Below are 20,519 nucleotides of genomic sequence, written 5' to 3'. Positions count from 1 at the left end.
ATTGCGAAAGGAGTCCTTTAATGAAAACTTCTATTTTATCTCCTAATGACCAAAATGCACTTAAAGAAAAAATCATCGTCGCGGTTGATCCCAAGCTTACACTGCAACAGGAAGGTGTTGATTTTATGCTCTATCCTGACATGAAAAAAGAAGGCTACGCCCTGATGCTGGAGGAAGACGGCGGCTGTGACTCTCTCAGCGCTTTACAAAAGGGAACCAAACAGCTTATCGCTGCCGGCGCCATCGTTGTTACTCCCTATGGTATACTCGAATACCTTTAATACCCAAAGCTATCGTTGATAAGGTGTTACTGCCCATTTAATGCAGTGATCCAGCTTATTCTCAAATATACGGTAGCCCTCTAAAATATCATTAAGAGGAGCCTCGTGCGTTATGAGAAATTCTGTATTGATGCGCCCCGCCTCAATAAGCTTCATAATGCGCTCACAGTGGACAGCGTCCACACCGCCGGTTTTAAAAATCAGATTCTTTCCATACATTTTTTCAAGTGGAAGTGTCTGGGCCTTTCCGTACATGGCAACCAGGGCGACAACACCGTTAGGTCTCGCGAGTTTCCAGGCCAGCTCAAAGGTGTTCTCACCGCCAGCCGCCTCAACCACGCCGTCTGCACCACGGCCATCCGTTAAGCCCTTGACCGCCATCTCGGCATCTTCTGCTGATGGGTTGACTGTTTCGTCTGCTAATCCCTGCTCTACCGCTAATTTCAGACGTTCATCCTGAATATCCAATGCGATAATCCGGGCCGCGCCAAACAGGCGCGCGCAGCTCATAGCACAGAGCCCCACTGGTCCGGCTCCGATAACAGCAATGGTATCACCAGGTTTAATCTCGCAGAGCTCTGCGCCAAAGTAGCCGCTTGATAAAATATCCCCCAACAGCAGTGCCTCTTTGTCAGTGACAGAATCTGGTATTTTAGTCAGTCCCATATCCGCAAAGGGGACTCTTACATATTCTGCCTGGCAGCCATCAATCCGACATCCAAGCTCCCAGCCTCCTTTTTCACAGTTATTGATAAAGCCCCGCCGGCAGTACCCACATTCGCCACAAAAGGTAATACAATTGGCGGCAACGCGCACTCCCGACTTTAGCTTTTTAACGCCCTTTCCCACTTCGATGACTTCACCTACAAATTCGTGGCCGAGCACTTTTTCTGGTATGGCTCTCGGAACTGCTCCATGCATGATATGAAGATCGCTGGTACAAATTGTTGAGAGTGATACGCGGACAATGGCGTCTGTATCTTCCACAAGCCCCGGAACCGGCACATTCAAAAGCTCGATGGTGCCGTCCTTATGGCAGACAAGCCCTTTCATCATTTTTTCTGATTTCATTTTTATTCCTCCCTTATAAAGACTCTGGCAGGCCATGTAAAATCATATCGAGAGCGTCCTGATTTCTTACCAGAGCCTTTATTGTAGCAGGCACCGGGCTTACATAAATTTCCGGATAGTCCTTCTCGTCATACTCTGGACGGACCGGAAAAGCCAGATGCTCTCGTTCTGGATGCACTTTATTAAACTGAGCGTTCTTTCCAAGGGTATTTCCCCGTGCGTCAATACGTATCCACAGCTTTTCTGTTTCCAGGTAAACACCGTTCAGACAGTGTATACAATAACCTGTATCCGGTGTATCCCCAATGGTCAGGCGCTGATAACAAAAGCCTGCCGGTATCCCTTTTCGTCTCAGCAGGGCCGCCAGCAACATAGCTTTAGCATAACAGATACCCTCGCCGGCCTTTAGCACCTCAGAAGCCGTTCGTATCACCCTGTGGCTCTGTTTATCCCAGAAATGATCGATGGTATTCCGCACAAAAAAACGTCTGTTCTATATAATCCAGTTTGTTTTCAGAAAGCCTATACAGGCTTTCTGACTTATCCACAACGGTATGGTCACTGTAATCAACATATGGGCTCTCCTTTAAATAATCTTCCAAATTTTTGCTTTTCGGTATGAGTTCCATTTTACCTCCCGAAGTTCAGTCTTCCTGATCTGGTAAAAATATTATAGCATAAAAAAGACCGGAACAACCGGTCTTTTGCTTTAACTATTTTTAATAGGCTGGCAATTTGGACAGTAATAAATGCTGCCGCCAAGATAGTTTTCCTTGGCAATGGCGCCGCCGCAAACCGGACAGGGCACTTTATAGGTATTTTTAGATAATATACTTTTATATCCGCCCTTCATACCAAAAATATCCTTCTCGGTATCCCGCCCTCCTTTTATAGTCATCTGATGTAAGGTGGCTTTAACGGAGCCAAACAGGTGTCTAAGTTCCTCCGCCGTCAGATATTCCAGCTTTGTTCTGGGGTTGACTCGAGCGTTAAAAAGAATATCCTGCAGGCAGCCATTGCCCAGGCCTGGAATTCGCTGCTCCGTCGCCAGAAGGGCCTTAGCACTTGTATTTTGTTTAGCCGCAGCTACAATAGCGTCGAACCATTCCCGGTCAAATTTTCCACTTAAGGGCGATGGCTTTTCTCTGGCAACCTGATGGTAATAATTATCATTTTCACCTTCTACATATGCCCAGATCGCGCCGTACATAGCTACTGAAAATACTAAGGCGGTCTCATCCTCAAAGGTCAGCAGGAGTTGATGCTTCTTGGGCTGCTTTTCCTTTGCCTCTAGGTAACGTATATTGACACCGTCCCCCAGCAATAGACGCTTATCTCCAAATTCAATTTCCACATAGCCGCCATACGATATGGCTTTGTCTACACGCATTCCTAAAAGCAGCTCGCGGCAGGCCTCCGGCTCGCCATTGAAAAAAGCAAATTTATGTGGCGACGCTCCCGCAACCACCTGTTCGATCTGTTTCCCTCTAATGATCTCATCTAATTGTCCAGCTATGGTATAGCTTTCTGGTAATTCCAGCATGTTGCACCTCCTCTTTTCCCGTATTATACCCTATAAACACTGACAGGTTTTGTCATATTTTACTGCCACTTGCTTTTTTTGCAGTAAACAATCCCTAAAACTGCTGAAATTAACGGCGACAGAGCCTCTCCCATATAAATTCCCACAAAGCCAAGGCTTAAGCTAAACCCCAGAAAGGCACTAACCCCCAGCCGCATCACCACAGAATCCAACAGTGAATTAGCCATGGCAAAGGTGGCGTGGCCCGTTCCAGTGGCAAAAGCATTGCAGGTGTACATAACCGTGTAAAATAAGCCATTAATCGAAGCACAGATTCTTAGGTAAAGCACGCCTTCACTCAGCACTTCGGGATCTGTATTGAATATGCCCACAACGTAAGGCGCCGTACACTGAATAAAAAGTGTTTCCAGCATTACAATGATCAAATTTAATTGAAGCCCGTATTTTAATATCTTTCTGGCCCTGTCCGGCTTCTGTGCCCCCATATTTTGCCCGACCATAGTGGTTACCCCCGTTCCAATGGCCCAGCATGGCATAGCTAAAAAAGTATTGATCTTCAAACCAATTCCTGCAGCAGCCGCAATGGCAACACCATAAACATTAAGCATTGAGGTCACCATAAGGTATGAAAGATTTACAACCGCTAGCTGAAGTGCTGATGGCAGTCCTATTTTTAAAATAGGAATCAACATCTCAGAGGATATCCTGAAATGCCTGGGCTTGAAATCGAAAACAAAATCACGTTTTCTGAGATAAATGACCGCAATGATAAATGCACTTCCCTGGGCTATAACTGTCGCCGACACAGCGCCCTGTGTCGCCAGCTTAAAACCACCTACAAGTAAAGCATCCAGAATAATATTGATTATACTGGCAGACGCTACAAACAGTAACGGACTTTTGGCATCACCCAATCCCCGGACTATTGCACAAACCGCATTGTACCCAAAAACAAAGAATACCCCAATGCTCATAATGCTCATATATTCGCAGGCGTAACGCATCGCTTCTGGCGGAACCCGCATCATGTATAAAATCGGGCGGTACAGGCAGAGGCTGATCATCGTAAGGGCCGCCGCCAAAGCTGAAAAGCTGAATAAGGTTCCAATAGCACGTTTCTGCCCTTCTTCATCTCCCGCTCCTTTAAACTGAGCCGCAACCACACTTCCCCCCCCATGGTCACTCCCATACAAACCGCTTTTAAAACAAAACAGATCATGGCAGAGCTGCTGATCGCCGCTAAGGCCGCGCTGCCGGTGAACTGGCCAACAAAAACCATATCAACCATTTCATAGACAGACTGCAGCGGGTTTGCCAGAAATAGAAGAAAGCTGAACCCCACCAACTGTCTTGTAATATTTCCACTTGTTAAATTATTTAATTTCATTTTGACTTTGCCCCTTATTATTTTTTTGATCTTAAGTCTGCAAAGCCTGCGGCAGTTTTATAATCGATGCAAACCACTACCTGATCCAGATTCTGCACCGATTTTTACAATTCCAATGACCACTGCATCCACCTCCTGTTCAAAATAAAAAAACAGAGCACCAACATTTGATATGATCCCCCTTAAGTAGACAAGGTAAATAACCAAAATCTACTTAGGGGGGATTTTATGTATAGAAAATATACATCTGAAGAAAAATTGAATATTGTGGAGGGATATCTGAATGGGCTTTTTTCCTTGGAAGAAAAAGCCCATGAGTTAGGATATAAGTCAGCACCGGGGTGCTTTAAACGATGGGTACGGCAGTATCAAGAGCAAGGAGCAGAGGGACTCTTGTGTTCGGCAGGTAATAAATCTTATACAGCAGAATTCAAAACAATGGTGGTTGAAGAGTATCTTTCTGGAAAAGGCTCCGCAGTTGAACTTGCCGCAAAACACAAAATTAGTACAGCAGATGTTTTGTTGCATTGGGTTTCGTTGTATAATGCCAATAGAAAGCTTAAGGATTATAATCCTAAGAGGGAGGTCTATATGGCAGAAGCACGGAGAAAAACAACTTTGGAAGAACGAGAAGCAATTGTTAAATACTGCATTGTCCATGATAGAGATTACAAAGAAACCGCTTCTTTGTTTGATGTTTCATACAGCCAGGTTTACTCCTGGGTGAAAAAATATGATGCTAATGGTGAAACTGGTTTGGTTAATCGGCGCGGGCACCATAAAGCAGATGACGAAGTGGATGAACTGGAACGGCTGCGCCGAGAAAATATACGGCTCAAAAGCCAGCTTGAAGAAAAGGATATGGCAGTGGAACTGTTAAAAAAAGCGAAAGAATTCGAAAGGATGTGAGATTTGGAAAACAACGCTTCGAATCGAAATAGATGGCGATTCAATATTTTATTGAAAAAAAACAATGGAGCATCAACTGGATGTGCAGACAGTTGGAAATTTCACGCGCAGCTTATTACAAATGGCTGCACCGCTCAGTTCCTGGACGGGAGGCAGAGAATTTAAAGCTGACAGAATTGATAAAAGAGTACGATGAACGTTTTTGCCGCATCTTAGGCTACCGGAGAATGACAAGTTGGATAAACCATTTCAATCATACGAACTATAGCAAGAACCGGATTCATAGGATTATGAAGAAACTTGGAATACATTCTGTTATTAGAAAAAAGAAGAAAACATACCATTCTTCCAAGCCGGAAGCTACTGCTGAAAATAAGCTCAAAAGAGATTTCAATGCAGGAAAACCTAATGAAAAATGGGCTAGGGATATAACAGAATTTAAAATTCCCGAAACCGGAAAGAAGTTGTATCTCAGCGCCATATTTGACCTTTATGACCGTTATCCAGTAGCTTATGTTATCAGCCGGAGAAATGACAACAAGCTTGTATTTGATACATATGACAAAGCAGTGGAACAGAATCCGGAAGCTAGACCACTCTTTCACAGCGACAGAGGCTATCAGTATACGAGCAAGGTATTCCAGACAAAGCTTCAAGAACAGGGAATGGCTCAATCCATGTCACGTGTCGGACACTGTATTGATAATGGACCCACAGAAGGCTTGTGGGGAATTATCAAGTCTGAAATGTACTGTATGTATAAGATCACCGACGAAGGCTCCCTGTATTCTGCCATCCATGGATATATGAAATTTTATGCCAATGAAAGACCACAGGACAGATTTCATTGTAAAACACCATCTGAGGTAAGGCGGGAGGCACTGGCTTCAGAAGCAGCTATTCAGTACCCGATTTCTGAAAACAAACGGCTAGAAGCCTACAAAGCCAAATGGTGTGCATAACATAAATATCCGCCATATCTGTGTTCTGATATGGCGGATACCTATCGTCTTATTTTAGATATTTTACTTGTCTACTTGACAAGGGGCTGATCAATTTACGGCCTCTGTTTTAAACTGTTTAAAAAAGGCCCCGGACAGACAATGTCCGTAGCCTTATAACACTTTTATTTTGGCCTCAATCTGTACAAAGGTATACAAATACAGCCTTAAAGGCTTTTTTACCCTTTCGATACAGTCATTTGGCCAGGCTCCGCACAATGTTCTGAAAATCAGCTTGCTTGGAGCCTTCTGCAATACAATTCCTGCCATATAGTGTTTCTAACATTGTACAAATTCCTTCCCTTTTTCTGCTCTTATTGTAACAAGGCCAAGCTCCCTTGTCAATGCCCCCCAAAATTCTGAACACTCTGCCATAATCTCAGCGGCTGGCTTCAGGGTTCCTTCTACAATAGAGACGCCCGTTTTTTTGAGATAATGGCGGATCATATGATAACCGCAGGCATACCCCGCGCAATAGGGCATCCCCACCGGAAAAAAATGCTGTATCTCTGCTATCTCGTCACCGTAAAGCCAGGGTGTAATACCGTCAAAGCCGGTTACATCAAAGGCTTCAACAATCTTTGGTTTTATAACCTCTTCCAAAACTGACGCATCTGTTTTAGTTACCCATGGACCAACAGCTTTTTCGCCGTAGAGAGCCGCGGCAAAATTTTCGGCCAGTCCCTCACTTACCATCATTTCGGCCAGCGTAATATCCGGCCGCCATTTCTGGAATTGAAACCGCACATTGTGGTTGCACTCATGGGCCAGGGCCGCAGGCATCCTGGCGACCGTCGTTTCACTCGGCACCAATGAGCCCAAAATATAGCCTGGAATGCCACCGTCCCCGCAGTACCCCTCACTCATCTGTGTATATGGATTATCCGGATTGGCCAGAAGAAGGGTAAAAAAGTATTCCTGAACCGGCAGTTCGATACCCGCCTTTACAAAACAATCCAGCGATTTCTTTATTGCTGCCTCACTGGCAGACCAAAGACTTTCTTCTTTAAGCCACTCCACCGCTTCTTTCTGTGAATGATCCACCATTTCTGGTGGGAAAAGCCCCATCATTTCAGAGGCCATCACCACATCGTAGCCGCCTTTCCGGGCAGCCTTAATTGGCACATTGATACATGCCCATTTGTACTCAAAAGGCTTCATCATCTCATAACGGTAAAGGTCATCTCTTTTTCCGGCAGAAGCGTTCATCATCTTTTCATAAATTTTTCCAGAATAAATGGCATTGATTTTCATAAAACGTCATCTCCTTTCGTGTCTTAATCTCAGTTTAAGGGATAACGCCACGTAAGGGTCAAGCTTTATTTAAAAGCCTGAGGACATTTTTTCATTAAAAAGCTTTTGAAATCAGCGGCACTGCCGGCCATAAAGCCATCCTTATCAAGAATATGCATTTTTCCGCCAGCCACGATCACAAAAGCATGCCCTGTTTCATAGATTTTTTCAATCTGTTTGTAAAAAACAGGCCGTTCTGCCTCATCCGTTTTCCAAACCATCTTATCCTTGGTAATAATCCATTTAAAGCCACTGGCCGGAAAAATATCTTTTTGCTCATTGTAGGCTCTCTCTGCCGAAAAGCGGTATCCCTGAAAATAGACAAGCACCAGCAGTATTCCCATCACTATAAATATCACGCCTGCCGGCCAGGACGCTCTCGACAGATAATAGTAGGCGCAAACAAAACAAAAAGCAGCCATGAGTAAATAGAACCAGCGTTTTTTCAGAGCGTTTTTCTGATACCATTTTCCCTGTGCCTCAAGATAAATTTTTTTGCTGTAAATGGTTGTGTTTTCAAATAAAGTTTTCATTTTTTATCCTTTTATTTTTTGATAATGGCTTTATTATACACCAACTGTACCGCAAATGGTAAATTTAATTTTTATCTGGGCATTCCGTCCTAAATTCGTTATAATGGGTATAAGCTTTACATCATCAATTTCAGAAAGGAAAGATCATGGATAACAATACCATCAATTTAAACTCTGAATACTCCGCAGGCTTTCAGATTGAACTCCTGGATTTAGATATGGATAAGCTGGAAGACCCAATTTTAGTTGTGGGTTCCGGCGCTACAGGGAATCTCGTCTTCTTTTTAAACGCACAGGGCCACCGCGCCTGCGGCATTGACCCCAGCGCCGAGGATACAGATGTTACGCGCGCATCCGATTTTTTACACGTCGATTACGGTAAGGACTACTGGGGCAGTATTCTCTCCCCTCTTGCCTTTATTAAAGAAATGTCTGCGGCCATGTCCGCACAGGACGGCAGTGACCTGGAATGGGTAAAATGCTATAAATCTATTCTGACAGCACTTAAAAAGGGCGGCTCCTTTATTTACGCCCCTTCCCTCCCCTATATTGAGGATATTCTACCAAAAGAGCAGTTTGAAATAACCCGCAGCACCATTCGTGAAAATCTGTCCCGCACAAAGATCACCAGAAAATAATAAAAGAGATGATGCGGCAAAACGCCGTGTCATCTCTTTTTGCTTTTTGAACCGGCTGCCGCAGCAGCAGCCCTCTGCCGATGACCGTTTTTCTGCACATACTTATCAGTTCTCAGCACCAGCACAATGGATAGAACCAGTGTCAGCGCCAGCACCGTACAGCACAGGGGCAGGTTATAGGCAAAGCCTTCTGAAAAGGCGCCTGGATCAATTCTGTAATTGATAAGGGCAAAGCCCGCTGTGAGCGGATACACATTTCCAAGTCCGTGGCCTGCCACAAGACCCCCGCAAACCCCGTAAAAGAAGGCAAAGCCCACGCCCGCGACAAAGCCGCCCGGCTTTTTACTGGTAAAAACAATGATGGGCAGTACCGCAATATACACGCACAGGTTCATGACCACCATCTGCACAAGCGACTGCACTGCCAGATTTGCCGTAAAGCCTTCCAGCTCAGATATTCCGGCAAACAGTACGGTTGCCAGGAAGCTGCCGATTCCCGACAGCGCCACCAGAGCCGCGATAACCAAAAGCTTAGCGGTCAGCAGCTTACTGAAGGGAACGGGTATGGTCAGTAGGTTTTTAAGGGTATCATCTGCCCACTCTCTGGAGATGATATAACCTGCCAACAGCGTAAAAACCAGAGGATTGACCGCGTCAAAATTTGTCCAGATAACATTGTCTGAGAAATCCGGAAAGGCATAGGTTCCGCTGGTATCCATGGAGATGGTAAACCAGGAAAGCAGCGGGCCGCAGAGCATGGCGGCTGCCGCCACCCAGACAATGGGGTAGCGCTTGAGCTTCAGTAATTCTGTCTTAATCAATTTCAGCATTTTTCTTCTCCCTCCCGCCGGTCAAATAAATAAAAATAAAAACCGCCGCAACACACAAAATCCACTTTAGTTTTCTCACAGCGCACCTCAGCTTTCACGTTTTCCGTAGATAAACAGAATACCCACGATGGACAGCACCGCGATCAGACCGACAACCCCGGCCGCCAAAGGCAGGGAAACCGCCGTTTCTTTGACCGCCGCCGCGGCCGCGTCGCCCTGGATGGCCAGCACCTGCCAGCGCCAGATGAGCGGTACAGGCAGAATGGTGAGCAGCGGATTGGTGAAGTTGCCGCTTGTAAAGCTGGTACTCGCGACACCAAAGCCCCTCACCGCATAAACCAGGGACAGAAGAATCGAAAAAATATAGCTCCGATTGAAAAAGACAATGGCAATGACCACCGGCAGGGTTCCGGCGGTCAGGAGAATACCTGTCATAATGCTGATCCACAGCTTATAGCCCACCCCATTGATACCGCCGCCGATCAGTCCGCCCACCATGGATGAGGCCATGAGCGCAACGGAATAAAAAATGCCTAATATGAACAATGTAATGATCTTGGCCGCGATAATCTGATTACTGCTTAAGGGAATAGTTCGCAGATTTTTTAGCGTGTCGTTATCCCTTTCCATGTAAAACAGCATGGTTGCCACGACCCCGATAATGCAGGGCATGGAGATAAAATTTCCAAAGCCCACAATCATACCAAACAGGCCGTCGTACATTTCCGCGGGCGGCATCACATTGTCCGCGCTCTGCCCGATGCCGGTTTTCAGGACAATGGCCGTAAGCGGAATAGGCATGATACAGGCCGCCAAAACGATAAAAATCACAAATTTTTTGCGTTTCAGCTTTAAGAACTCACAGCGCACAAGCTTAAGCAATGCCGACACCCCCCGTAACCTTTTTGAAATAATCCTCCAGGGTATCCTCACAGGTGTGGGCGTCGTCTACCACCAGCTCATTCTCCACAAAGCACTTGGTCAGCGTACCGACCCGCAGGCTGGTGTCAAAGAGCCGCAGCGTGTGTCCGTCGTCAATACTGAAATCATTGGTTTTAAAGACCTTTTCCAGAATCCGCGCTGCTTTAGCCGTATCGGATAAAACAAAACGAATATACATCTGATTTTTATCCCTGAGCACAGACATACGCTCCTCCTCCAAGAGCGCGCCGTTATTAATAATGCCCACATCATCGGCCAAAAGCTCAATTTCTGAAAGAATGTGGCTGGATACCAGAATGGTTTTTCCCTTTTTCGCAAAGGCTTTGAGCAGATCACGGATCTCTGCGATGCCGATGGGGTCCAGGCCATTGATGGGCTCATCCAGAATTAAAAGCTCGGGGTCGTGCATGACAGCCAAGGCAATGGCCAGGCGCTGTTTCATACCCAGCGAATACTTGGAAAAAAGCTTTTTATCCTTGTATGGAAGCCCCACAAGCTCAAGGGATTCTTTGACTGCATCCTTCCTCGGAATGCCACGAAGCGTGGCAAAAACACTCAAATTCTCTGTTCCCGTCAGGTTGGGATAAAAGCCCGGCGACTCGATCAGGCTTCCAATTCTCGGGTACAGGGCCTTACCGTCCTTAAGCGGGTCTTTCCCAAAAATACGGATAGTGCCCTGAGTGGGCTCAGTTAATCCCAGGAGCATTCGCATGGTGGTGGTTTTTCCTGCGCCGTTGCGGCCCAGCAGGCCATATATCTTTCCCCTGCGCACATGCAGATCAAGAGACGAAACGCTGACCTGATCGCCATAAACCTTTGTCAGATTTTTTGTAGCGATAACATATTTTTCCTTCATAGTTCAGTTCCTCCTCTGTTGATACTGCCATGATACCACCTGTGTCCTGCCCCAACCTTGCCTCAACCTTGCTTTAACCTTGTCTTTCATCAAACCAGCTTAAAATCCAGGAGAAAACGCGTCCCCTTTCCCACTTCGCTCATTACACGGATATCGCCGTTCTGCAGCCGGACCAGCTGCTCCACAATGGAGAGCCCAAGGCCGCTGCCCTTGCCCATTCTGGCAGGGTCACATTTATAAAGACGATCAAAAATATGGTCCAGCTCCTCCGCTGGTATCCCCCTTCCATTATCCTTTACCCATATCTCCACACTGTCTTTCTTTTCCTCTACACCAACAGAAATCGCAGAAGCGCCGCTGTGGCTCACTGCGTTTTGTATCAGATTATTTAAAATCCTTCTGTAAGCCGCTGTGTCCAGAGAGACAGTCATGCGTTTTTCCGGGATAAAAAAAGCATAATTCATTTCATTTTGCTCAAAAACCGGAAGCCAGTCACTCAGAACGGTCTGGGTCATTTCCGTCACATTCACCGGAGCGATTTCCAGCACCCGCTCGTTGGAATTCAGCTTAAACCATTCAAAAAGATCATCCACATACATCTGGAGGCTGTGGGCCTTTTCCCGGGCTGTCTCGATGTATTCTTCCCGCTCCGCTCCCTCAACCAGATGGCTGTGGACAGCGTCCAGATAGCCGATCAGGGTGGTGAGCGGCGTCCGGACGTCGTGGGAAAGGCTGGTCATCATCTGCCGGTTGGCCCGATCGCGCTCATTGAGCTCCGCGATTGTATCGCGATACCCCTCCATAATAGCGTTGATTTTATAAAAAAAGGGCGCCACAATATTATCCGGCACTGCAAGCATACGGCGGTTCAGATTGCCGTTTCGGATATCTTCAAGTGCCTCATTCATATCCCGGACGCTTTTGCGTGCCTGATAGAGTTTCCCTGCCAAAACAAGAACCGCGCTGCCGGCAAGGAACAAAAACGCTGACAGCAGTATTTCCAATCCTTCCATGATCACACCTCCGAGTTAAAACGGTAACCTACACTCTTGATGGTCTGAATATAGGTCGGTTTTTTGGAATCCGGCTCAATAAGTCTGCGTATTTTGCTGATATGCGCCATGATATTGCTGTCATCATACAGGTATTCTTCCTTCCAGACCTCCTCATAGATCTGCTTCTTTGTTAGGGCGCGCCCTTTGTTTTTGGCCAGATAATACAAAATATCAAACTCCTTTGCCTGAAGCTCAATCCCTCTGCCGCAAACTGTAACCAGCCGCCTGTCCGGGTCGATTTCAAGATTTTTAAAGCTCAGCCTGCCAAAGATTTCCTCCCCGCTTCCGTTGAGAATGGTGTAGCGCCTCACCAACGAATGAACCCTGGCGCTGAACTCATTAATATCAAAGGGCTTTGTGAGATAATCATCCGCCCCGAGCCGGAGCCCGTATACCTTGTCGATATTATCGTCCCGGGCTGTCAGCATCAATACTGGTACCGCACTGGTTTCACGGATTTTCCTGAGCACTTCAAAGCCGTCCAGACCGGGCATCATTACATCCAACACCACGAGCACCGGGCTGCCCTCCTCCAACTTTTCAAGCCCTTCACGGCCGTCACTGGCGCAGGCCGCTTCAAAGCCATCGCAGGTGACACATTTTTCGAGTAAGGCGCACAGCTTAGGATCATCGTCAATGATTATAATTCTATTTTTCATTTTGTTCTCCTTTTGTCCATGATTATCTTTTCATTCTAACATCTTCCGCTGAAAAAAAGAACAAAAAATAAAAAAGGGAAGGCCGCGAAACGCCGTGTCATCTCAGAAATGACAGCTGTTCACATTGATACCGGCCTTTGTAATCTTTGATAATATCTTTCATCCTGAAATTGAGGCCCGCCTGACCGCAGACATTTTCTAAAAACGTGTAAAGTTCATGTGCTCTGGAAGCTCCGCAGCTATAATCATTGCCGTATCGCCGCATATACTTTTGCCGGAGTCCTGGAAAATGCTGGTCCAGCTGACTAAAATAATAATCTCTCTGGACATCTCTAAGGGTAACACCAAAACCGGGATAAATGAAATGTGCGCCGCACTTTGCCCCCTGCTCCACAATCGACTGGATATTGTCTGTGTTGTCCTCAATAAAGGGAAGAATCGGCATCAGCAAAATGCCGGTATAGATGCCCGCATCTGAGAGGGCTTTTACTGCCTCAAACCGTTTGCTGCTTGGCGGGGCCCCAGGCTCGACAATACCGCTCAATGCATCGTCCGCCGCTGTGATCGTGACCTTACAGATAACCGGGGAGTGGCTCTGTATACGCGACAGCAGATCAATATCCCGTGTGACCAGGCTCCCCTTGGTCGCGATGGCCACGCCAAAGCCATAATGGTCAATGAGCTTGAGCGCTTCCCTGGTCAGGCGCTCTTTTCTCTCAAAGGGATTGTAGGGATCGCTCATGGCGCCAGTTCCTACTACACCTTTTTTCTTTTTACTTTTAAGGTCACGGGCGATGAGCCTGAGGGCGTCCTGCTTTTTCTTTACCGTGTCAAAATCTGTATTCTGGTAGCATTCGCTGCGGCTGTCACAATAAATGCAGCCGTGGCAGCAGCCCCTGTAAATATTCATGCTGTATTCTGTTCCAAACCACGCGGTATTTTTATTCTTGGTGACCAGTATTTTGGCCGGTATTGTTTCCATTGATATCTCCTTTTTCTTTCTGTCTCTATTATACCAGACAGAATCTGACAGGTCGTGTCATATTTGAACAGCAGCGCTTCTTCTTGCATTTTGCTGCTTTTCTGGTTATACTGAACTGCGTACAAGGAGGTACCTATGACTGACGAACCATCAAAAATACTCATCGTTGAGGATGATCGCGCCCTGAACCAGGGGCTTGTACTGTCCTTAAAAAACGATTCTTATACCACACTTTCCGCCTTTTCCATTAAGGAGGCCAGAGAAAAACTGACAGACAATACCTTTGACCTGATCGTTCTGGATGTAAATCTGCCTGACGGCAATGGGCTGGAGCTGTGCCAGGAGATACGGCGCCGTTCCGCTGTTCCCATTATTTTTCTGACCGCCAACGATATAGAAATGGACGTGGTCATCGGCCTTGAAAGCGGCGGAGACGACTATATCACGAAGCCCTTCAGCCTGGCGATTCTGCGTGCCCGCATCGCCGCGCTGCTTCGCCGAAGCCAGAAGGAACGGCAAAACTGCATAAAAATCGACGCCTTTACTTTTGATTTTGACCAAATGGTTTTTTTAAAAGGCGAAGATGAGCTGACGCTCAGCAAAACGGAGCAGAAGCTGTTAAAGCTGCTACTGGCAAACCGCGGCAGCACAGTCACCAGAGAGCTGCTGCTGGAAAAGGTCTGGGGAGACAGCATGGACTTTGTGGATGAAAACGCCCTCTCTGTGACCATACGCCGTCTACGCAGCAAGCTCGAGGACAATTCCTCAAAGCCTGTGTATATTCAGACAGTCTATGGCCTGGGGTATACCTGGGCGGTGAAGTAAAATGAACGCAGCCGTTATCCTTATTTCAATATCGGTCATTCTTCTCGGTGGCTTCTTTATCCTTTGCCTGTTCCGCTTAAGCCGGACGCTTACCCGTCTGGACCAAATGCTTGACAACGCTCTTGAGAACACCTTTGAAGAAAATGCTTTTGACGAAAGCCGCCTCTCAGCCCTTGAAACCAAGCTTCATCATTTTTTGAGCGCCAGCCGTGCCCGCAGCAGCCGCACTGTATCTGAGCGGGATCAGGTCCAGACCCTTATCGGCGATATTTCCCACCAGACCAAAACGCCCATTGCCAACCTGAGGATTTATTCTGACTTGCTGGCAGAACAGTCAGGCCTGCCAGAATCTGCTCAGATGCTGGCAGATGAGATTGGCCGGCAAAGCGTAAAGCTTGATTTTCTGATCCAGTCACTGATCAAGGCCTCCCGGCTTGAAAACGGCATTGTTCAGGTTTCACCCGAGACTTCCGCCATGGATGTGCTTTTAGAAAGCGCCGCGCTGGGCGTATTAAAAAAAGCTCAAAATCGTTCTGTCACGCTTATTATGGATGTTCCGCAAAACCTGTCCGCCTGTTTTGATCTCAAATGGACAGCGGAGGCTCTTTATAATATTCTGGACAACGCACTCAAATACACCCCGCCGGGCGGAGAAATCCACGTCACCGCGCAGGCCTATGAATTATTCTGCCGAATCGATGTCTCAGACACTGGAATTGGTATTTCTGAAGACGAAATACCCAAGATTTTCAGCCGCTTCTACCGTTCCTTCGCAGTCAGCCAGGAAGAAGGCGTTGGCATTGGCCTTTACCTCTCCCGGGAGATTATCACCTTGCAGGGCGGTTATATCAAGGTTTCCTCCGAACCCGGTAAAGGCTCCTGCTTCTCTGTTTTTCTGCCACGCTCTTTTCAAAAAAAGGAAGAAACTTCTGCCTTTTAAATGAAATCTGTCAAAACTGTAAGATTCCGGAAAGAACATGGAAAGAAGTTTTTGTTATAGTTTGTTTATGGAGTTCTTACTCCGTACAGACTATCAATTATGGAGGTCATTATGATCATTCTACAGACAAAACAGCTAAAAAAATATTACGGTACAGGTGAAACCACTGTAAAGGCTCTTGACAATGTGTCCCTTGAGATAGAAGAAGGCTCATTTTCAGCCATTGTGGGCACCTCAGGCAGTGGAAAATCCACACTTTTACATATGCTCGGCGGACTGGACCGCCCTACATCAGGCTCCGTAATGGTGGATGGCAAAAACATCTTTGATTTGAAGGATGACGCCCTGACCATTTTCAGACGCCGCAAAATTGGATTTGTGTTTCAAAACTACAACCTGGTGCCAGTCCTCAATGTTTATGAAAATATCGTCCTGCCCATCGAGCTGGACGGCCATGCAGTTGACAAAAAATACGTAAGCAGAATCATTGATATCCTCGGGCTTAAAAGCAAGCTTTACAGCCTTCCGAGCCATCTTTCCGGCGGCCAGCAGCAGCGCGTCGCCATTGCCCGGGCCCTTGCCTCTAAGCCGGCCATTATCCTGGCCGACGAACCCACCGGTAATCTGGATTCCAAAACCAGTCTGGATGTTCTGGGTCTTTTAAAAATCACCAGCGAGCACTTTCATCAGACCATTGTGATGATCACCCACAATGAGGAAATCGCTCAGATGGCAGACCGGATCATCCACATCGAGGATGGTCAGATCACAGGTGGTGGCCGCTATGCTTAAGGTCAAAAATAAAAAAGCCGTGGGCAGGATTGCCCTCAAGAGCTTTAAAGCCAATAAGCTCCGCAACCTCATCGCCATTGTGGCTATTGCCCTGACCACCATTCTGTTCACCACGCTTTTCACCATGGGCACCGGTGTAGTGGAAACCTTTCAGCAACAGACCATCCGCCAGGCCGGCGGGGACGGGCACGCGGTTTTAAAGTACCTGAACGATGAAGAATTTGACAAAATCAAAAAACATCCTCTGATTAAGGAGATCAGCTACGACCGCCTGATGGCAGACTCAGTAGACAACCCAGAACTGCTGAAACGTCGGTCTGAGATATGGTATAAAGACGATACAGGCTTAAAATTCGCAGGTATCCGCCTGACAGAAGGACAGAAGCCCCAGTCTGCCAACGAGATCATCACTGATACTAAAACCCTCGACATGCTGGGCCTGCCTCACGAGATTGGCGCCACTGTTCCCCTGACTTACACCATCCAGGACCAGATTTTTACCCATAACTTTATTCTTTCTGGCTACTGGGAAAGCGACCCGGTTTTTAATGTCGGGCAGATTTATGTCTCTCAGGCTTTTGTCTCTGAAAATGCTGATATTCTCAGCCAGGCTGACCCGGGAGACGGCCAGATGGCCGGAGTGGTAAATGCCTATATCCTGTTTAGAAACAGCTTTAATCTCGATGCCAAGCTTCATCAGGTGATCACCGAGAGTGGCTTCAACGCTTCGGATTCCGAAGCGCCTGACTACATTGCCTCCAATGTCAACTGGGCTTACCTGTCCTCAAACTTCTCATTAAGCCCTGCCACTGTTCTGGCAGCTTCATCTGCCATTATCCTCATTGTGTTCACAGGCTATCTGATTATTTACAATATTTTTCAGATATCCGTTATCCAGGATATTCGTTTTTATGGCCTGTTAAAAACCATTGGAACGACTGGGCGGCAGATTCGGCATATCCTTAACCGGCAGGCTGTTCTGCTTTCAGCCATCGGTATTCCCATTGGTCTGATTATTGGCTTTTTCACCGGGAAAGCACTGATTCCCATTCTTTTATCGGCCAGTAACTACAGCGCGGATAACGGTGTTTATGTCTCACTGAACCCGCTGATTTTTGTCGGCTCTGCCCTGTTTGCCATTGTGACAGTTTTCATCAGCACGCGCAAGCCTGGGCGTGTTGCCTCCAGAGTATCCCCCATTGAGGCGGTTCGTTATACCGAAGGTGGAAAAGAACGAAAAAAACAGAAAAAATCAACAGACGGCGGCAGGCTTTACCGCATGGCCTTGTCCAATCTCGGCCGCAGCCGGGGTAGAACGATCCTTGTAATCATTTCACTGTCTCTGAGCCTCGTGCTCCTGAACACGGTGTTCACGCTGTCCAGAGGGCTGGACATGGAAAAATACGTAAGCCGATGGGCCAACACAGACTTTGTTATTGCCCACGCTGATTATTTTAATTATGACTATACAGGCCCTGAGAACACTCTGTCTGACAGCTTTATCCAATTGGTCGAATCTCAGCCAGGCTTTGAAGCGGGCGGGCGGGTCTTTGGCGGAAAAAGTCAGAACATCAAAATGGACAATCCTCCCGGAGAAACCGAATACAGCAAAAATGGTGAGCAGGTCTTCGCCTCTGTATACGGTGTGGACCCTTTCGTGCTGGATAAACTCACGGTCTTAGAGGGAACTGCAGACGCTGAAAAGCTTGCTAGCGGAAACTACATCATTGCCGCTTATGAGTGTGACGATTACGGCAATCCCTATCCTTACAGTGCTCCTTTCAGCCTTGGCCAGTCCGTTACCCTGTATGACAAGAATGGTACGCCGCATACTTACGAGGTGCTGGCAAAATCCAAAGTAAACCTGAACGTGGCATCGGACCGAAGCAGCTGGGGCTACAACTTTTATCTCCCATCCGAGGTGTACAGCAGTCTTGACCCCGACCAGCCTCTGATGGAGTACACCTTTGACGTGTCTGACAGCCTGGAGGGTGAAATGGAAGCCTTCCTGAAAAATTATACTGAAAAGAGCGAGCCCACAATGGACTACGAATCCCGCGAGCTCATTATCAACGAATTTGAGAGTATGCGGCAGATGATTCTGGTCATCGGCGGTATTCTGACTTTTATCATTGGTCTCATTGGTATCCTGAACTTTGTCAATTCCATTCTGACCAGTATTATTACCAGACGGCGGGAGTTCGCCATGCTTCAGAGCATTGGTATGACTGGAAGGCAGCTGACGAAAATGCTCTGTCTGGAGGGGCTTTACTATGCCCTTGGAACCATTCTGTTCTCTCTGGTTCTTGGCATTTTCTTCTCTGCCATTATCCTTCGTGGAGTTACTGCGTCCCTGTGGTTTTTCTCCTACCACTTTATCATTACACCGCTGCTCATCACCTACCCCATCCTTTTAGCCTTATCTGTGCTGATTCCGGTTATTTCTTACCGGAGCACCATCAAACAGAGTATTGTGGAACGTCTGCGCGAAGCAGAATAAGAAAAAACAGAGGCTGATTTCAGTCTCTGTTTTTTTCTTGCTTTACTCTTCAATCCCCGGGATTTTCGGCAGGCTGTCAAAGCCTTTCTGCAGGTCCTCATCGCTTGGGATATAGTCGTTCATTCTGCCTTCAAGGTAGGCTGAGTAGGCGGTCATATCAAAATAGCCGGTGCCGGTCAGGCCGAAGAGAATGGTCTTGGCTTCGCCGGTTTCCTTGCAGCGCAGGGCTTCATCCATGGCGGCACGGATGGCGTGGGCAGATTCGGGCGCTGGCAGAATGGTTTCTTTTTTTGCAAAATAAACCGCTGCTTCAAACACTCGGGTCTGCTCTACAGAGGTGGCTTCCATATAGCCGTCGTGGTACAGCTTGGATAAAATCGGGGACATCCCGTGGTAGCGCAGGCCGCCTGCGTGGTTGGCAGATGGGATAAAGCCGCTGCCCAGAGTGTACATTTTGGCCATCGGGGTGATCTTGCCGGTGTCGCAGAAATCGTAGGCGTAACGGCCACGGGTCAGCGACGGGCAGGAGGCCGGCTCGACAGCCATGATTCTCGGGTCTGCTTTTCCAGTGAGCTTGTCCTGCATAAACGGCGCTATGAGACCGCCGAGGTTCGAACCGCCGCCAGCGCAGCCAATGACAATATCGGGATATTCTCCCAGGATCTCCATTGCCTTTTTGCTTTCGAGACCGATAATAGACTGATGCAGCAGCACCTGATTGAGAACAGAGCCCAGAACGTAGCGGCAGCCTTCGGTTTTGACTGCGGTTTCTACGGCTTCGGAAATGGCGCAGCCAAGACTCCCGGTCGTTCCCGGGTTTTCTGCTAAAATCTTTCGGCCAATGTCTGTGGTTTCACTGGGGCTCGGCACTACCTTTCCGTCAAACACCTGCATCACAGCCTTCCTGAAGGGCTTCTGTTCATAGGAAACCTTCACCATATACACGGTCAGCGGGATATCGAAATAAGAGCATGCCTCTGAGAGAGCTGTTCCCCACTGGCCAGCTCCAGTCTCTGTTGTCAGACTGGTCAGGCCCTGTTCTTTGGCGTAATACACCTGGGCAATGGCCGAATTGAGCTTGTGGCTGCCAGAGGTATTGTTGCCTTCAAATTTGTAGTAGATTTTGGCCGGGGTATCCAGAGCTTTCTCCAGATTGTAGGCCCGGATCAGCGGAGATGGGCGATAGATTCGATACATTTCCTGAACAGGTTCTGGAATGTCGAAATACCGGGTCTCACCATCCATTTCCTGGTGCGCCAGCTTTTCACAAAATACAGGATACAGGTCGGACTCCACCGCTGGCTGCATGGTGCCTGGGTTAATCAGAGGATCTGGCTGCTCCTTCATATCTGCCCGCAGATTATACCACTGCTTCGGCAGATCCTCTTCACTTAAATAGAAACGGTAAGGTATTTTGGCCATTATTTTTTCTCCTGTTACAATAAATTTGCGGCAAGTAGCTTAGCAGCCTGCTAAGGACTT

The 20,519-nt window shown here is 47.3% G+C and carries 22 protein-coding genes; 8 read left to right on the top strand and 14 right to left on the bottom strand.

All coding sequences use genetic code 11. The features are described from left to right. The first annotated feature begins 20 nt into the window (after positions 1–20). Positions 21–281: a hypothetical protein gene (locus DW091_RS19080; RefSeq protein WP_118519006.1), complete on the top strand. Its 261-nt coding sequence runs from the start codon at positions 21–23 to the stop codon at positions 279–281. A 9-nt stretch (positions 282–290) separates the two neighbouring features. Here the strand turns inward: DW091_RS19080 and DW091_RS19075 are convergent, their stop codons facing one another. The 5 genes from DW091_RS19075 to DW091_RS20760 all read right to left on the bottom strand — a co-directional run bounded on the left by DW091_RS19075 (position 291) and on the right by DW091_RS20760 (position 4,282). Next, the gene (locus DW091_RS19075) at positions 291–1,352 is read right to left on the bottom strand and encodes an alcohol dehydrogenase (RefSeq protein WP_199678194.1); all 1,062 of its coding nucleotides are present in this window, start codon (positions 1,350–1,352) and stop codon (positions 291–293) included. 13 nt (positions 1,353–1,365) lie between these two features. Next, positions 1,366–1,830 (bottom strand): transglutaminase domain-containing protein, encoded by a 465-nt coding sequence (locus DW091_RS19070; RefSeq protein ID WP_199678192.1) that lies wholly within the window; start codon positions 1,828–1,830, stop codon positions 1,366–1,368. Between the two features lie 231 nt (positions 1,831–2,061). After that, positions 2,062–2,895: a DNA-formamidopyrimidine glycosylase family protein gene (locus DW091_RS19065; RefSeq protein ID WP_118519005.1), complete on the bottom strand. Its 834-nt coding sequence runs from the start codon at positions 2,893–2,895 to the stop codon at positions 2,062–2,064. A 59-nt stretch (positions 2,896–2,954) separates the two neighbouring features. After that, the gene (locus tag DW091_RS19060; RefSeq protein WP_263422124.1) at positions 2,955–4,058 is read right to left on the bottom strand and encodes an MATE family efflux transporter; all 1,104 of its coding nucleotides are present in this window, start codon (positions 4,056–4,058) and stop codon (positions 2,955–2,957) included. Then, positions 3,956–4,282: an MATE family efflux transporter gene (locus DW091_RS20760; protein ID WP_263422123.1), complete on the bottom strand. Its 327-nt coding sequence runs from the start codon at positions 4,280–4,282 to the stop codon at positions 3,956–3,958. The genes DW091_RS19060 and DW091_RS20760 overlap by 103 nt, the downstream gene beginning before the upstream one ends. Positions 4,283–4,510: 228 nt before the next feature. On the opposite strand from DW091_RS20760, the gene DW091_RS19055 reads away from it, so the two are divergent. Together DW091_RS19055 and DW091_RS19050 are read left to right on the top strand one after the other, a co-directional pair. Continuing rightward, entirely contained in the window at positions 4,511–5,191 is a 681-nt protein-coding gene (locus DW091_RS19055) for a helix-turn-helix domain-containing protein (protein ID WP_118519004.1), read from the top strand. A 32-nt stretch (positions 5,192–5,223) separates the two neighbouring features. Beyond that, positions 5,224–6,153, top strand: coding sequence for an IS3 family transposase (locus DW091_RS19050; RefSeq protein WP_118519003.1), 930 nt, complete (start codon positions 5,224–5,226; stop codon positions 6,151–6,153). 318 nt (positions 6,154–6,471) lie between these two features. Here the strand turns inward: DW091_RS19050 and DW091_RS19045 are convergent, their stop codons facing one another. Together DW091_RS19045 and DW091_RS19040 are read right to left on the bottom strand one after the other, a co-directional pair. Further along, positions 6,472–7,446, bottom strand: a complete 975-nt coding sequence (locus DW091_RS19045) for a DUF2268 domain-containing protein (protein WP_224168850.1) — start codon at positions 7,444–7,446, stop codon at positions 6,472–6,474. A gap of 65 nt (positions 7,447–7,511) precedes the next feature. Then, positions 7,512–8,018, bottom strand: a complete 507-nt coding sequence (locus DW091_RS19040) for a YcxB family protein (protein ID WP_118519002.1) — start codon at positions 8,016–8,018, stop codon at positions 7,512–7,514. A 146-nt stretch (positions 8,019–8,164) separates the two neighbouring features. Here DW091_RS19040 and DW091_RS19035 point away from each other — a divergent pair, with 146 nt between their 5' ends. Beyond that, positions 8,165–8,656, top strand: a complete 492-nt coding sequence (locus tag DW091_RS19035; RefSeq protein ID WP_058695281.1) for a class I SAM-dependent methyltransferase — start codon at positions 8,165–8,167, stop codon at positions 8,654–8,656. Positions 8,657–8,685: 29 nt separating this feature from the next. On the opposite strand, the gene DW091_RS19030 is transcribed toward DW091_RS19035, so the two are convergent. From DW091_RS19030 to DW091_RS19005, 6 genes are all read right to left on the bottom strand, one after another. Further along, positions 8,686–9,486, bottom strand: a complete 801-nt coding sequence (locus tag DW091_RS19030; RefSeq protein ID WP_058695282.1) for an ABC transporter permease — start codon at positions 9,484–9,486, stop codon at positions 8,686–8,688. A gap of 87 nt (positions 9,487–9,573) precedes the next feature. Next, positions 9,574–10,368, bottom strand: a complete 795-nt coding sequence (locus DW091_RS19025; protein ID WP_158577948.1) for an ABC transporter permease — start codon at positions 10,366–10,368, stop codon at positions 9,574–9,576. Then, positions 10,361–11,284, bottom strand: a complete 924-nt coding sequence (locus tag DW091_RS19020) for an ABC transporter ATP-binding protein (RefSeq protein WP_118519000.1) — start codon at positions 11,282–11,284, stop codon at positions 10,361–10,363. The genes DW091_RS19025 and DW091_RS19020 overlap by 8 nt, the downstream gene beginning before the upstream one ends. 89 nt (positions 11,285–11,373) lie before the next feature. Next, positions 11,374–12,297, bottom strand: coding sequence for a HAMP domain-containing sensor histidine kinase (locus DW091_RS19015; RefSeq protein ID WP_224168849.1), 924 nt, complete (start codon positions 12,295–12,297; stop codon positions 11,374–11,376). 2 nt (positions 12,298–12,299) lie between these two features. Continuing rightward, positions 12,300–12,998: a response regulator transcription factor gene (locus DW091_RS19010; protein WP_118518999.1), complete on the bottom strand. Its 699-nt coding sequence runs from the start codon at positions 12,996–12,998 to the stop codon at positions 12,300–12,302. 97 nt (positions 12,999–13,095) lie between these two features. Next, positions 13,096–13,980 carry a radical SAM protein gene (locus tag DW091_RS19005; protein WP_118518998.1) on the bottom strand — a complete coding sequence of 295 codons (885 nt, stop codon included), beginning with the start codon at positions 13,978–13,980 and terminating at the stop codon, positions 13,096–13,098. A gap of 135 nt (positions 13,981–14,115) precedes the next feature. On the opposite strand from DW091_RS19005, the gene DW091_RS19000 reads away from it, so the two are divergent. From DW091_RS19000 to DW091_RS18985, 4 genes are all read left to right on the top strand, one after another. Beyond that, positions 14,116–14,805, top strand: coding sequence for a response regulator transcription factor (locus tag DW091_RS19000; RefSeq protein WP_118518997.1), 690 nt, complete (start codon positions 14,116–14,118; stop codon positions 14,803–14,805). Position 14,806: 1 nt separating this feature from the next. Continuing rightward, on the top strand, positions 14,807–15,745 hold the full coding sequence (locus DW091_RS18995) for a HAMP domain-containing sensor histidine kinase (protein ID WP_118518996.1): 939 nt from the start codon (positions 14,807–14,809) through the stop codon (positions 15,743–15,745). 111 nt (positions 15,746–15,856) lie between these two features. Beyond that, positions 15,857–16,537: an ABC transporter ATP-binding protein gene (locus DW091_RS18990; RefSeq protein ID WP_118518995.1), complete on the top strand. Its 681-nt coding sequence runs from the start codon at positions 15,857–15,859 to the stop codon at positions 16,535–16,537. Next, the gene (locus DW091_RS18985) at positions 16,530–19,037 is read left to right on the top strand and encodes an ABC transporter permease (protein ID WP_118518994.1); all 2,508 of its coding nucleotides are present in this window, start codon (positions 16,530–16,532) and stop codon (positions 19,035–19,037) included. Before DW091_RS18990 ends, DW091_RS18985 begins: the two co-directional genes overlap by 8 nt. Before the next feature lie 42 nt (positions 19,038–19,079). Here the strand turns inward: DW091_RS18985 and DW091_RS18980 are convergent, their stop codons facing one another. Further along, a complete protein-coding gene (locus tag DW091_RS18980) occupies positions 19,080–20,459 on the bottom strand; it encodes a TrpB-like pyridoxal phosphate-dependent enzyme (RefSeq protein ID WP_118518993.1) in 1,380 nt (459 codons plus the stop codon). Positions 20,460–20,519 lie beyond the last annotated feature (60 nt).

The sequence above is a fragment of the Eubacterium sp. AM05-23 genome (assembly GCF_003477535.1).
Taxonomy (GTDB): domain Bacteria; phylum Bacillota; class Clostridia; order Eubacteriales; family Eubacteriaceae; genus Eubacterium; species Eubacterium maltosivorans.
Note: the sequence above shows the minus strand (reverse complement) of the source record. Positions and strands in the feature narration are given on the sequence as shown.